This window comes from Acinetobacter sp. F-1, from assembly GCF_022869025.1.
Classification (GTDB): Bacteria; Pseudomonadota; Gammaproteobacteria; order Pseudomonadales; family Moraxellaceae; genus Acinetobacter; species Acinetobacter pseudolwoffii.
In genome coordinates, this window is sequence record NZ_JAJKFX010000005.1 from 24,321 (window position 1) to 38,074 (window position 13,754).

13 protein-coding genes are annotated in these 13,754 nt (G+C 44.2%); 7 read left to right on the forward strand and 6 right to left on the reverse strand.

Annotation, left to right across the window (positions count from 1 at the left end):
* The first annotated feature begins 67 nt into the window (after positions 1 to 67).
* Both LOZ91_RS06295 and LOZ91_RS06300 read left to right on the forward strand, forming a co-directional pair.
* The gene (locus LOZ91_RS06295) at positions 68 to 1,780 is read left to right on the forward strand and encodes an AAA family ATPase (protein WP_244782831.1); all 1,713 of its coding nucleotides are present in this window, start codon (positions 68 to 70) and stop codon (positions 1,778 to 1,780) included.
* 33 nt (positions 1,781 to 1,813) lie between these two features.
* Complete coding sequence (locus LOZ91_RS06300; protein WP_244782832.1) at positions 1,814 to 2,140, forward strand: gamma-glutamylcyclotransferase family protein; 327 nt, start codon at positions 1,814 to 1,816, stop codon at positions 2,138 to 2,140.
* 272 nt (positions 2,141 to 2,412) lie between these two features.
* Here LOZ91_RS06300 and LOZ91_RS06305 read toward each other — a convergent pair whose 3' ends face one another.
* Positions 2,413 to 2,865: a DUF441 domain-containing protein gene (locus tag LOZ91_RS06305; RefSeq protein ID WP_005097358.1), complete on the reverse strand. Its 453-nt coding sequence runs from the start codon at positions 2,863 to 2,865 to the stop codon at positions 2,413 to 2,415.
* A gap of 139 nt (positions 2,866 to 3,004) precedes the next feature.
* On the opposite strand from LOZ91_RS06305, the gene LOZ91_RS06310 reads away from it, so the two are divergent.
* Positions 3,005 to 3,715, forward strand: coding sequence for a 16S rRNA pseudouridine(516) synthase (locus LOZ91_RS06310; RefSeq protein ID WP_244782833.1), 711 nt, complete (start codon positions 3,005 to 3,007; stop codon positions 3,713 to 3,715).
* A gap of 39 nt (positions 3,716 to 3,754) precedes the next feature.
* Here LOZ91_RS06310 and LOZ91_RS06315 read toward each other — a convergent pair whose 3' ends face one another.
* From LOZ91_RS06315 to LOZ91_RS06325, 3 genes are all read right to left on the reverse strand, one after another.
* Positions 3,755 to 4,198, reverse strand: a complete 444-nt coding sequence (locus LOZ91_RS06315; protein ID WP_005097355.1) for a GNAT family N-acetyltransferase — start codon at positions 4,196 to 4,198, stop codon at positions 3,755 to 3,757.
* 98 nt (positions 4,199 to 4,296) lie between these two features.
* Complete coding sequence (locus LOZ91_RS06320) at positions 4,297 to 4,644, reverse strand: type II toxin-antitoxin system RelB/DinJ family antitoxin (protein WP_005097354.1); 348 nt, start codon at positions 4,642 to 4,644, stop codon at positions 4,297 to 4,299.
* 114 nt (positions 4,645 to 4,758) lie between these two features.
* Positions 4,759 to 5,667, reverse strand: a complete 909-nt coding sequence (locus tag LOZ91_RS06325) for a pseudouridine synthase (protein ID WP_244782834.1) — start codon at positions 5,665 to 5,667, stop codon at positions 4,759 to 4,761.
* Positions 5,668 to 5,792: 125 nt separating this feature from the next.
* Between LOZ91_RS06325 and tsaE the strand changes: the two genes are divergently transcribed.
* The 4 genes from tsaE (at position 5,793) to hfq (ending at position 9,816) form a co-directional block, all read left to right on the forward strand.
* Entirely contained in the window at positions 5,793 to 6,272 is a 480-nt protein-coding gene (tsaE, locus tag LOZ91_RS06330) for a tRNA (adenosine(37)-N6)-threonylcarbamoyltransferase complex ATPase subunit type 1 TsaE (protein WP_005097351.1), read from the forward strand.
* Positions 6,262 to 8,238 (forward strand): DNA mismatch repair endonuclease MutL, encoded by a 1,977-nt coding sequence (gene mutL, locus LOZ91_RS06335; protein WP_005170358.1) that lies wholly within the window; start codon positions 6,262 to 6,264, stop codon positions 8,236 to 8,238. Before tsaE ends, mutL begins: the two co-directional genes overlap by 11 nt.
* Positions 8,239 to 8,244: 6 nt before the next feature.
* Positions 8,245 to 9,189 carry a tRNA (adenosine(37)-N6)-dimethylallyltransferase MiaA gene (miaA, locus tag LOZ91_RS06340; RefSeq protein WP_005097348.1) on the forward strand — a complete coding sequence of 315 codons (945 nt, stop codon included), beginning with the start codon at positions 8,245 to 8,247 and terminating at the stop codon, positions 9,187 to 9,189.
* Positions 9,190 to 9,282: 93 nt separating this feature from the next.
* Positions 9,283 to 9,816 (forward strand): RNA chaperone Hfq, encoded by a 534-nt coding sequence (gene hfq / locus LOZ91_RS06345; protein ID WP_244782835.1) that lies wholly within the window; start codon positions 9,283 to 9,285, stop codon positions 9,814 to 9,816.
* A 119-nt stretch (positions 9,817 to 9,935) separates the two neighbouring features.
* On the opposite strand, the gene LOZ91_RS06350 is transcribed toward hfq, so the two are convergent.
* Both LOZ91_RS06350 and LOZ91_RS06355 read right to left on the reverse strand, forming a co-directional pair.
* Complete coding sequence (locus tag LOZ91_RS06350; protein ID WP_180001292.1) at positions 9,936 to 11,243, reverse strand: peptidylprolyl isomerase; 1,308 nt, start codon at positions 11,241 to 11,243, stop codon at positions 9,936 to 9,938.
* Positions 11,243 to 13,696, reverse strand: coding sequence for an LPS-assembly protein LptD (locus tag LOZ91_RS06355; RefSeq protein WP_180072306.1), 2,454 nt, complete (start codon positions 13,694 to 13,696; stop codon positions 11,243 to 11,245). Before LOZ91_RS06355 ends, LOZ91_RS06350 begins: the two co-directional genes overlap by 1 nt.
* Positions 13,697 to 13,754: the final 58 nt, after the last annotated feature.

Consider the following 13,754-nt stretch of genomic DNA (forward strand, 5'->3'; position numbering starts at 1 on the left):
GCCATGACGCTTAACTTTTCTGCCAAAAATCGTTAGGCTATAGCCGTTCTTTCACGGTATTGCTCTTATGAAACAGGAAACTGCCCTTAAGTTACTCAAAGCAGGAGAAAATGTCTTTTTAACCGGTTCTGCGGGTGCAGGAAAAACCTATACGCTGAATCAATATATTAATTATTTAAAAGCGCGTAAAGTCGCCGTCGCGATTACGGCATCGACCGGTATTGCAGCCACGCATATGAATGGTATGACCATTCACACCTGGGCCGGCATTGGGATTAAAGACTTTTTGTCCGAAGATGACTTAAAGCGCATGAAAGAGCGTAAATACTTAAAAGAACATCTGGAAAATGCCCAAGTTCTGATTATTGATGAAATTTCCATGCTGCATGCCAAGCAGCTGAATCTGGTCAATCAGGTGCTGAAATATTTTAAGGACAGTGATGAAGCCTTTGGCGGTATTCAGGTAATTGTGGCCGGGGATTTTTTCCAGTTGCCGCCAGTCGGTAAGAATGACGAGCGTAATCGCGATAAATTCTGCTTTATGTCGGAAGCCTGGGTAGAAGCCAAGTTTCGGGTCTGTTATCTGACCGAGCAGCATCGTCAGGGCAATGATTATCTGAATGACATCCTGAATGCGATCCGTGCGCAGGCGATTAGCCATGAACATCGCACGGCTTTACAGGCAACCCGACATCAAGAAATCGGCGATACCTATACGCGTCTGTATACCCATAATATGGATGTGGATAGTCTTAACTTTAAACATCTGAATGAAATTGACAATGATCCGCGCCAGTTTGATGCCCAGTGTGATGGCAATGAAAAGCTGATTGAAACTTTAAAATCTTCAGTACGTGCACCAGAAGCCTTAACCTTGAAAAAGCATGCCAAAGTCATGTTTGTAAAAAATAACTTTGATATGGGCTATATCAACGGCAGTCTGGGTGAAGTGATCAGTTTTGAAGAAGACGATGAATATGGTGTGCTGCCCAAAGTAAAACTGACCGATGGCACGACCTTGGTGGTGGAGCCGGAAACCTGGTCGGTAGACAATGAAGCTGGTAAGACTATTGCCAGTTTCCAGCAAATTCCTTTACGCTTGGCCTGGGCGATTACCATTCATAAATCTCAAGGGATGACCTTGGAAGCAGCAGAAATTGATCTGAGTCATACTTTCGAGAAAGGTCAAGGTTATGTGGCGCTGTCACGGTTGAAAAGCTTAAATGGCTTACGTTTAAAAGGCTTTAATGAGCAGGCTTTGGAACTTGACAGTTTAGCGATTAAAGCTGATCGTCGTTTTCAGGAACTTTCTGATGAAGCCGAAGCGAATTTTGAAAATGTCGATTTGACTGCGCAGCATAAAGCCTTTATTCGTCACTGCGGTGGCACATTGAATGAAGCAGAAATCCAGCGCAATGAAAAGAAAATTTCCAAGAGTGGCACGAAGCAGAGTTATGCCACTGCCACACTGGATGAAACCCGAGCACTGTTTGAAGAAGGCTATGAAGTTGCGGATATCGCGACTGAACGTGGTCTGACGCCAGCGACAATCATTAATCATCTAGGCCGTTTACACAAAGAGCAGGGACTTGATATTTCGGTGGCTCATCCCGGTGAGGAAGTGGTGGAGCAGGTGCGTAAAATTTATAAACGACTAACCAAACGTCAAAGTGCTGAGCATTTTAATGATGATGGCTCGATTAAGTTGCGCCCGATTGTAGAACTCACCACGCCTAAAATGGCTTATGACCAAGTCCGTCTGGCACTGTTATTTGTATAGTAATCCCCGAAATGATCCTTCAGAGCTTTTAAGATGCATAGTTTATTCGTATACGGCACGCTTCGTCCGCAGCAACCCAATGCCCATGTCATGGAGCGGATTGGGGGAAGCTGGAAAGCCGCTTATATCCGTGGGCATTTGCAACAGCGTGGCTGGGGTGCTGAATTTGGTAGCCCGGGCATCCAGCTCAGTGATTCGGGCGAGACTGTTCAGGGTTATGTATTTATATCTGAGCATCTTCCCCAATATTGGGAAGAGCTGGATGCGTTTGAAGGTGATGAATATCAACGGATTCCTGTTAAAGTATATTTGGGAAACGGCGAGATGATAGAAAGTTTGGTTTATGCCTTAAAAGATTAGACCGGTATTTGTCATGCAGTGAATTTTAAATTTTTATCAGGTCACAGCTTGTTAAAGATCATTCTATTTTTTTGTATTGCCTTTATTTTAGATTGGAAAGCTTATAACCAAGATGAATCTTCTGTTGATCTGATGACATATCCTGAGCAAGCTTGAAACACTGCTTTAAAGCTTGGTGCAAGGTAATCAATAGATGACCTGCATATTATAGGCCATGTGATGTATTTTTGAGAAATCTTTGCATACTGGTGATGCGTGCTGATGATTTGAATCTATTGTGTACCAATCAATAAGGATAAAATCCCGGCTGCAATCAGCGGCCCGACAGGTACGCCGCGTAACACCGCCACACCTGCTACAGTACCAATCAATAAGCCCGCGACAATATCCGGTTGATTCGACATCAGTTTTACACCGCGGCCACCGAGCCAAGCCACAAAAACACCAATGGCAATGGCCAGTAAAGATTTCCAGCTGAGAAATGACTTGAGAATACTTTCTCCGGCAATTTTGCCACTCGCAATCGGTGCCAATACCCCGATGGTTAAAATAATAATTCCAATATTCAAACCATGTTGTTGTACATAAGGCAACAGGTCGTGTAGCGGGGTAATTTTAAGAACAATCAGTACCGCTGCAGCGATGGTGACAGCACTATTGTGACTGAATATACCACAGGCCAGTAATACCAAAAGAACCATCAAATTTAAATCGAGTTGTGACATGGGCGGGAGAGGAAACATGGAAAATGCCACCATTGTAGAGCGTTTCAGCTGGTGATACGAAGAAAATAAGCGAAGCAATCAATTTAGGTGTGTTTCAGGATAGAATGCACAACTCTTCACGCGATACAGGTTTAAGCAGATGCTATTGGAAAAAATGTTGCAGTCACAAGGTTTCGGTTCCCGCAAGCATTGTCAGCAATTGATTAAAAATGGTGCTGTTTCTATCCAGAATGAAGTGATTGATCATCCTAAACATAAACTGGATTTGAATGATTTAGACTTCGAGGTCTATGGCAAGGCCCATAGCTATCGAGAGAAAGTCTATATCGCTTTAAACAAACCGCAGGACTATGAGTGTTCGCATCAGGCCACGCATCATTTTAGTGTGTTTGATCTGTTTGATGAGATGCTGCTGAATCGTGGCATTCAATGCGTGGGTCGTCTGGATCAGGACACCACCGGACTGTTATTGTTGACTGATGATGGCCAGTTTCTGCAAGCGTTAACACATCCGAAAAAACATGTGGCCAAAGTTTATCAAATGCAAACGGCAGATCCAGTCACTGATGCTCAGCTACAGCAACTGGAACAAGGCGTTGAGCTACGCAATGAAAAAGGTATTTTTGCAGCCACTGAAGTGATACGTCTGTCTGAAAGCCGTCTGCAAATGAGCATTCATCAAGGGGTATATCATCAGGTGAAACGCATGCTGGCAGCCGTCGGAAATAAAGTCGAGCAATTGCATCGTGCTCAAATTGGTGCTTTGGCTCTGCCTGAGCTGGCTGAAGGAGAATGGATCTATTTAAATGCAGAACAGGTGGCTTTGGCAAAATTCCGTTCAGAAGAATAATTGAGTTATTCTTCTCAAGTTTATTTGAACGATCAGATTTTATCTCAGGAAACAATGATAGGTCTGAAACTCATTATCCTTAATAAATCCCATAGATTCATACAATTCATGCGATTGGTAATTGTTCTTTTGGGTTTCCAGGGTAATTCTTAAGGCCTGTTCATGTTTGGCAAATAAAATTGCGGTATCAATCAGTTGTCTGGCTGCACCCTGACGCCGAAATATCGGGGTGATATAGACATCATCCAGAATATAATAGGTCGAGCAGGCCACCGAAGAAAAACCCAGATACAGGATAATAAAGCCGGTAAAAGTATCATCTTTGGTATTAATGAAAATGACGGTCTGTCCATCTTCAAAACGTTGTTTTAAAAATTGGTAGGAGAGTTCGGGGTTAGAGGAGGTGCCATAAAATTGTCGATATTCATCGAATAATATCGCAAGCTGATTCAGGTCTGCTGATTGAGCGCGTCGTACGAGCATTGCATCCTCCATGCTAATTTTTTTATTCATTATCAGCATCAAGCATAGCGAAGTTTGTCAGTGGCCGGCTTTAGAAATTGTTCGGAAATGCAACAATGTTAAATTTTGTCGCTTTCACCTAAAATGGCATTCAGTTCTTCAAATAAATCCAGATGATCATCATCGAGCTGGATTTCCTGATCATCCAGAGAATTGAGTGTTGAATTTGGCAAGCTGCTTTGCCCATTCTGGATCTCATTTTGCTTCAGTTTGCGCAGTCGGATCAGTTGTTCCAGATTAATATTCTGGTTTTCAATCGAGAAGGGGATCGATTTGGTAATCACCACCTGTTTGAAAAAAAGACGCACGGCCTGAGCTGGCGTAATCCCCAATTGCTTAAATACCGCAAAGGCTTGTTTCTTCTCTTGCGAGTCCAAGCGAATTTGATAAACTTCAGTTTTTCTCATAATATTTTTAAAGCTTTAAATTACTTAACTTTTCGCCTTTATTCTAATCAATTACGTTTGAAATTCAATCTTAAAGCGACCGATTTTAGAAAATAATCTGTAATGACAAGCGATTTACAGTGTCAATTCAAGTCTGGAGCTGAAATTCATGCTTTTCTGCGTGATCGGATCGATGAATTGAATATGTTGGGCCAATAAGCTTAAAGGGGCAGAAAAATCATCTTCGGCTTTGTGCGCTATCCGTGGATAAAACGGATCATTCTGAATTGGAATACCGAGATGATTCAAGTGCACGCGTAATTGGTGCTGTTTTCCAGTGTGTGGTTTCAGTTCATATTTGGCCCATTCTTTATTATGTTCTAACAGCTGGATTGCCGTTTCGCTATTGGCTTCGCCGTTGACCACCTGCATGGTATAGAAGGGCTGACCTTTTTCCATTCTTAATCGTGTGATCAATGGAAATACTAAATCAGCCTTGTATGCTGCAATCGCATGGTAGGTCTTCTGCACTTGCCGTGTGGCAAACATCTGTTGATACAGGCCACGAGATTCTACATATTTTGAAATGAGAACCACGCCGGCCGTTTCACGGTCTAGCCGGTGAATCGGTGTTAAATGTTCATTGCCTGTTTGTTTTTTGAGACGAACCAGCAAGGTTTCCTGTACATACTGACCGGTCGGACTCATGGTCAAAAAGTGCGGTTTATCGATCACCATGAAATGCTCATTTTCAAATAAAATCTGATGTTGAAAAGGAACATGCACTTCATGTGCCAAAAATCGATAATAAAAACAATGACTATTGGCCTGAAATGGACTTTCTGTGCTTAATTGATGGCCCTGCGCATCATAGACCAGACCTTTGGCGAAACGGGCTTGCCATTCATCTGCTGCGATATGCGCAAATTGCGTGCATAAATAAGCAAAAACTGTCGGGGGTGCATCTAGACTATCCTGCAAGAACACTTTACTGGCACTGACCCCATTTAACATGGGCGGATTAAACTCAGCAGTCGGATGCATGGCAGGCAGATCAACCTCTCAGAAACAGAAATGGTGAAAAAATACAGTTTCTCACACAGGTGAATAGGCTTTTAAAGCGTGGCGATGCTATCATATTTATTCTTTTGCATCATGTCGTGAGTAATATGCCTTATTCATTTAATGTCACTTTAAATCATGAAGACGATACCCAGAAACTGGCCAAGGTTCTGGCCGAAAATTTCCCTGCGGGAGTCGTATATCTGATCGGTGATTTGGGGGCAGGAAAAACGACCTTAACGCGCTATTATTTGCAACAGCTGGGTCATCAAGGTTCGGTGAAAAGTCCGACTTATACGCTGGTCGAACCGTATCAGATCAATGGGCAGGATATTTTTCACTTTGACCTGTACCGTCTGAATGACCCCTATGAACTCGAATTGATGGGAATCCGGGATTATCTGGAAACTCCGAATGCGCTATTTTTATTTGAATGGCCCTCCAAAGGTGGCGATGAAATTCCGCAAGCTGACCTGATTATTGAAATTTTAAAATCTGAAGATGAACTGACCCGTACTGCAAGCCTGATTTCCTCTAATCTTGCTTTGCGAGAGGCTTTGGAGCGTCAATTTTCACATGTCGAATGATTTAAGCCTACGCCGTATCCGTGCCCTTGATCCTGCGCTGGCCAACCAGATTGCTGCAGGTGAGGTGATTGAACGTCCGGCATCCGTGGTCAAGGAATTACTGGAAAACTCGATTGATGCGGGTGCGACCGAGCTGATCATCCGGGTGGAACAGGGTGGCAGTACCTTAATTGAAATTATGGATAACGGCCGTGGTATTCATGCTGAAGATCTGGCATTGGCCGTCATGCGTCATGCCACCAGCAAAATCCAGAGTGCCGATGAGCTGTATGCGATCAGCAGTTTAGGCTTTCGTGGAGAAGCGCTGGCATCGATTGCAGCAGTCTCACGCCTGACCATGATCAGCAGTCAAAATGAGGATGGCATTGGTTATCAGGTAGAAGTAAACGGTACGGCTTTTGATCATCAGCAGATTCAAGCGGTCGCGGCTTCGAAAGGGACGCATATCCGGGTTCAGGATTTATTTTTTAATGTGCCTGCGCGGCGTAAATTCTTAAAGAAACCGGGCACTGAATTTGGCCACATTGAAGAAATTGTACGCCGTATGGCACTGACGCATTTTGATATCCGGTTTGTGCTGGAACATAATGAAAGCATCAAGCTGAATTTACCCGTGGCGGACAGCGGTGCTTTACGTTTCCAGCGGGTACAGCAGTTATTGGGTCGTCAGTTCACTGAAAATGCTTATTGGATCGATGCTGACAGTATAAACATGCGTTTATCAGGCTGGCTTGGTCATCCCTCAGATGCGCGTGCACAGGCCGACTTGCAATATGTCTATGTCAATGGCCGGATTGTCAAAGACAAAACCATTTCTCATGCCTTGCGGATGGCTTATGATGGCATTTTGCATGGCCATCAACATGCGGCTTATTTGCTGTTTTTAGAAGTTGATCCTGAAAATGTTGATGTCAATGTCCATCCCACTAAGCATGAAATTCGCTTTCTGAATCAGCGTGAAGTACATGAGTTTGTACGGCATTATGCCAAAGAAACTCTGGCACAATTCCAGACGGCAACTGCTGATTTAGCAACTGCGATGAAAGTTGATGATGAACCTGTTGCACTTGTACCGCAACCGCGTTATCAGGAACAGTTTAGCCTGCACCAGACTGCGCATGCGCAGCAGCAATTATCCTCTAACCTACCTGTAGCTGCTAAAGATGAAAATGAGGCATCGGATGTCCTGACCGACTTTGAATCTTCGCGGCCGCAAACGGTACATTATGCGCGAGACTATAATGCGTCTTATGCAGGCTCGCAGCAGCTGAATAATGCCCTGCAAAGCTATCTGGCACCGCTGCGTGATCAAGCGTCTGCCTATGAGCCACAAGTTGCAGAGCAAGCCTTGCAAAGTCATATACAGGCCAAAGTCGATGAACATCCACTCGGGATTGCGATTGCCCAGTTACATGGGATTTATATTCTGGCACAAAATACCGAAGGGCTGATCATTGTGGATATGCATGCAGCACATGAGCGGATTGTCTTGCAGCAAATGAAATCGGCTTGGGATAAACCTGAATTCTGGACATCACAGCAATTGCTGATTCCCAAAGTGGTCAACATCACTCGAATGCAGGCGATGCGGGTCGAAGAACTCAAAGAGCAGTTAATGCGTTTGGGGCTTGAAATTGACCAGTATGGTGATGAACAGGTGATTGTGCGTGGCGTACCTGCCATTTTGCACAAAGCAGATTTTGATGCACTGATTCCCGAGCTGTTAAATGATCTGGATCCGAATGATCAGGTACAGGGTCTATTGCAGAAACGTGACCAGATTCTGGCAGGTATGGCCTGTCATGGTGCAGTACGTGCGCATCGCATTTTAAGCCTGTCTGAAATGAATGCTTTACTGCGTCAGATGGAACACACTGAATTTGCCAGTCAATGTAATCATGGCCGTCCGACTTGGCGTGCTTTTCCATTGAATAAACTAGACAAACTTTTTGCTCGAGGAGAGTAGTTTTACATGTCCAATCAATTGCCGGTCATCAATTTAATGGGGCCAACTGCAAGTGGCAAAACCGCTTTGGCATGTGAACTGTATGAGCAGGGAAAATTCGAGCTGATTTCAGTCGATTCTGCGCTGGTTTATCGGGAAATGGATATTGGAACAGCCAAGCCTTCTAAAGAGGAACTGGCGCGCTATCCGCACCATCTGATCGATATTATCAGTCCACTCGAAGTCTATTCTGCGGCAAACTTTGTTGAAGATGCTTGCCGGTTAATTGATGATATTCATGCACGTGGTAAAACACCGATATTGGTGGGCGGAACCATGCTGTATTTTAAAGCCTTACTTGAGGGGTTGTCAGATAATCTGCCCAGTGCCGACTATACGATTCGTGCTGAAATTGAAGCCAAAGGCGAGCGAGAAGGTTGGGAGACTGTTTATGCAGAATTAAGTGCCGTAGATCCCGTTGCTGCGGAGAAATTCAAGGTTAGTGACAAGCAGCGTATTATTCGTGCCTTAGAAGTGTTTAAACTGACCGGTGAGCCGATTACAAAACTACAGGCAGAGCAACCTAAAAATTTACCATATCGTTACAGTTTTTATAACTATGCACTTATGCCAGATCGGTTAGAATTACACGGGCGTATTGAACAACGTCTGCAAATGATGTGGAAAAACGGTTTTTTAAATGAAGTTGTTAGTTTAATTGAAAAATACGATTTTAATGAAAATCTACCTTCTATGCGTTCGGTAGGTTACCGTCAAGCTATAGAATTCTTAAAAAATGCTGACAAAACCAAGGAAAAGCAACAGGAAATGGAGGATAAAGCTTTATTTGCGACACGACAACTTGCAAAACGTCAATATACGTGGCTGAGGTCTTTGCAAGAAAAGCATAAATTTACAACATATTTTACGCTACAGCAGGCTCAACAAGACTTGCGAAACTGTCACGGATAAAGCAAAATTTAGGGACTATCTTTTTTATAATTTTTAATTGAAAAATAGAGATAGTTTTTGCGCTGATTTTTAATTTTTTTTTGGAGTTATAACATGTCTAAAGGTCAAACTTTACAAGATCCATTCTTGAATTCTCTCCGTAAGGAACGTATCCCAGTATCTATCTTCCTGGTAAACGGTATTAAATTACAAGGTCATATCGAGTCTTTCGACCAATACGTGGTTTTATTAAAAAATACAGTAAGCCAAATGGTTTATAAGCATGCAATTTCAACTGTAGTGCCTGCACGTAATCCTCGTCCTGCTGGTGCGCCTGCTGGTCCACAAGGTGCTGGCTTTGGCGGTCAAGGTGCTACTGGTGGTTTCGGTGGCGGTCAAGGCGCTGGCTTCGGTGGTCAAGGCGCTGGCTTCGGTGGTCAAGGTGGCTTTGGTGGCGGTCAAGGTGCTGGTTTTGGTGGTCAAGGTGGCTTCGGTGGCGGTCAAGGCGCTGGCTTTGGTGGTCAAGGTGGTGGCTTTGGTGGTCAAGGTGGTGGCTTTGGTGGTCAAGGTGGCTTTGGTGGTCAAGGCGCTGGCTTTGACAACGATACTAAATTTGAAGATACTCAAGACGACGAAAATAATCGTTAATCGAGTCTGAAAATTAAAAAAACCTCTCATCGAGAGGTTTTTTTATGCCTGTAAGTTTTGCATGGATAAAAATTAAAAAGCCAGCAATCTAGCGCTGGCTTTTTAAAATGGATCTGGACTTAACGATTACGTTTAGGATCCAGTTGTGGATCTTTGATTTCTACATAGGCATTGCTACGTGTTTCACGTAACCAGCTGTCCAGCTCGGCATCAAACTGACGTTCACCAAGTAATTGACGGGCCATACGTTCTTGATATTCCTCTGTCATATCCTGTTGACGTGTTTCGCTGACTTGCAGGATATGCCAGCCAAACTGGGATTGAAACGGTTTACTGAACTGACCCACTGGGGTGCTTTTCATCTGTTGTTCAAATTCAGGCACCATTACCCCAGGGCTTACCCAGCCAAGACTGCCACCATCACGTGCTGAACCGGTATCATTGGAGAAAGTTGAAGCTAAAACAGTAAAATCTTCGCCTTGTTGCAGGCGGCTATATAAACTGTCAATCATCTGTTTGGCATTTTCCGGACTGACTACTTCAGAGGGTTGAATCAGGATGTGACGGGTCAAGTATTGAGGAACCAGGGCTTTTTGTTCGCCACCTTTACGTTCTAGTAGCTTGAGTACATGTACCCCATCAGCAACCGGAATGAGTTCAGAGGTTTGACCTGGCTGTAGGGTCGTGACACGTGCAGCCAGTTCTGCCGGAATTTCTGACAGGCTTCTCACGCCCATGTCAGCAGCTTCGACTTTAATGCCGCCAGTGCTGTATTTTTTGCTGATCGCCTGAATATCATTGCTGGTATTCAGCTCTTGCTTTACCTGTGTAGCAATCTGTTCCGCATTTTCGCCGCTTACACGTAAATGCAGCACATGTACCTGGCTGCCGAGTAAAGCCTGACCTTGCGGGGTATTTAGGAAGTTTTTAACATCCTGGTCTGTGATTTGAATCCGTGAAGTCACGACTTGTTGACGTAAACGATTCAGCGCTAAATCTTCCGCAATACGGTTGCGTAAAGAAGCATAGGTATTGGGCGCCATGGCATCCAGTTTTTGCTGGAAAGCTTCCAGACTGGTTGAGCCCGAATCACGGGCAACTTTCAGTACTGCGTCATTCAGGGATTTTTCATCGGGACGAATATTGTAGCGTTTAACTTGTTCAAGTTGTGCCTGACGAATAATGAGCTGCTCTAAGGCTTGTTGCTCAAGAAATTGTTGGGGTGGAACTGTCTGATTTTGCTTTTGCAGCTGATGAGAAATCTCGGCCACACCTTGAGCCAGATCACTACGCAGAATGATACTATTGTCGACCACAGCTACAACTTCATCTTTAGGTTGGGCAACAGCAAACGTCGTCATCGCTGAAGAAAGGCATAGCGCAAGTGCAGTCGCTTTAAAAATTTGTTTTAACTGTTTTGTCTTCATTAACGTTCTGTCCAAGTTTGATTGATATTGTTAAAACCTAGAATGCGATTTTCTAGTAATGAGGTGAGTTTGCTGCTTAACCCACCTAAGCCTTTCAGGCTGACCTCGGCCATAATGGCGCGTTTGGCTTTGACGTTTGAATCATTAACGTCGTCTAAGTCATTGTAATATGAACGACCATATACAGAAACTCCCCAACAGCATGACTCATAGTTGACCCCAAGTAAATATTCTCGTGCGACACTATTGTCGAGGTCAAACTGCGCATGTCCTACCAGACGCCAGTTGTTGGCAAGCGGCTGAATAAAGGAGCCGACGATATGATCATAACGGTCTTGACGGTTCGGAATGTCTTTACGATAGAAATAGCCGACGTTGTATAGATTGCCCTGATCGCCAGTATAATAAACCTGCACATCACGCTGCGCATTTTGACCATTCGACATCCAGCTGGAGTTTAAATTGACATGGACATTATTCGATAGCTGACTGGTGAGCTGAATGACAGGCCCTGTATGGCTTTCACGGTCATATTTGTCTGCATCCTGTTCCAGTGTGACACGGCGATCTTCAAAGAAGAAACTTTGACCGACACTCGCACGTAGGCGTTCCAGACCTTCTTCATTAAACAGGCTATAACTCAGGCCTAAAGAGGCAAAGTTATTGTCTTCCAAGCGGTCGTTGCCATAGAAGCGACGCGCACTGAAAAGCTGATCATAATTAATCGAAGCAACGACTGAATCAAAGTTAGGTTGATTCTGCTGGTTTTCATAAGGTGAATAGGCATAGAACAGACGAGGCGTTAAGGTCTGTAAATAGGTGCCTTCTTTTTCGAAAATTAAGCCGGTGTCCAGCGTGAATTGTGGCACCACAATGGACTGGCTTTCACTAGAACCACCACGGTCTCGGGTTTTCTCATCATAGAAGGTATTGATGTTGCGTACAGATGCTTCCGGAATGAAAAACGACCACGGGTTATAGTGATTATAACGCACCGAAAAGTCGTTATAGATGCGGGTGCCACTTGGTTGATAAATCTTGTCATCATTTTGAGGGATATCAGCAAAATTTCTCAGGTCCTTCTGGAAATAAGCAGTATCGTTATTAAACTCAAGCTGTAATCCGAGTGGATTGCCAGTTTTATAATTGACTAAAAGCTGCGGCAAACGTGCATAAGGACGATCTTCATCCAGTACAGTGGGATCGAGTGTCTGGAAATCTTCGACTTTGAATTGTGCCTTTAAGCCGGGAATACCATTTTTATAATTGACTTCCCAGGCGCGGCGCAGGTTCAAGTCAGTTTTTGAGTTCGGGTTATTGTCCAGGTCGGCAAAGTAATCTTTGTCTGAGGCGTAATTATATTCCAGATTGGTCGAGAACTGATCGTTGATCTGCCAATTATGCAAGTAATGTAAGCTTTTACGATCCTCATTATCATAACTTTCATCCGAAGGTAGATAGCCACCCCAGATACGACCTTCACCATAATTTTCTGTCAGATAACGGAACTCGCCATCTAGCATGGCACCACGATCACCAATATAGCGCGGAGTGAGGGTAGCATCATACTGTGGGGCCAAATTCAGATAAACAGGAACACCGAGTTCAAGTCCGCCATCATTGGTAAAACCAAAAGTTGGCGTCAGAATGCCGGTAGTACGGCGGTCATCAATCGGGAAGTTGAAATAAGGGATTGCCAATACCGGAACGTCTTTGACATACAGTTTGGTATTGCGGGTTTCACCACGTCCGGTTTCCTGATTCAGCTTGATCTTTTCTGCCTGTATTTTCCAGGTCGGCTTTTGCTCAGGCGGGCAGGTAGAGTAAGTGGCATTTTCCAGTTCTATGGTATCAGTCGATGTTTTGGCAATCTTTTCTGCACGACCGTGGGCATGTTGCTGCTCTGCAATATAGAAACTGTTGTTTAAATCGCCCTGTTGGGTTTTTAAATTATAATTAATATCATCACTTTGTGAGATCAGACCGCCTTGTGCTAACTGTACCTGACCTGCTGCTTTGGCATAGGTCTGGGTCTGATCAATGGTCACTCGTTCGGCACGGATTTGACGACCTTGCTGATCAATAACCACATTGCCTTCCAGATAGGAGTCGCCTGCCGGATTGTAATGTCCATAATCGGCGGTAATGGTTGAGGTGGCTTGGTCTGGCGCAATAGTCGCTGCATCTGGGGCGATCGGGGTAACCCAGGCACCTTCACAATAAGCCGAACTTAAATACTGTCCCTGGCGTTGCTGCGCTTCAGCCGAGGATTTATCGACATAGTATTGTGAAAAGAAGGCTTCACCTGGATAGGTCTCATTAATGCGCTGTTTGAGTTGTTCTGCATTTACATCGGATGAGACAGTTGATGCAGCATAGCTTGAGGCTGAGCTGCCACATAAAAGGGTTAAGATCGCAGTCGCTAGAGGGTTGATTTTAAAGTGATGCTTCATTTGTCTCATTAACCAATCATGCTTTTATCGCAATTAATTATTGTCGCATCATAGAGAA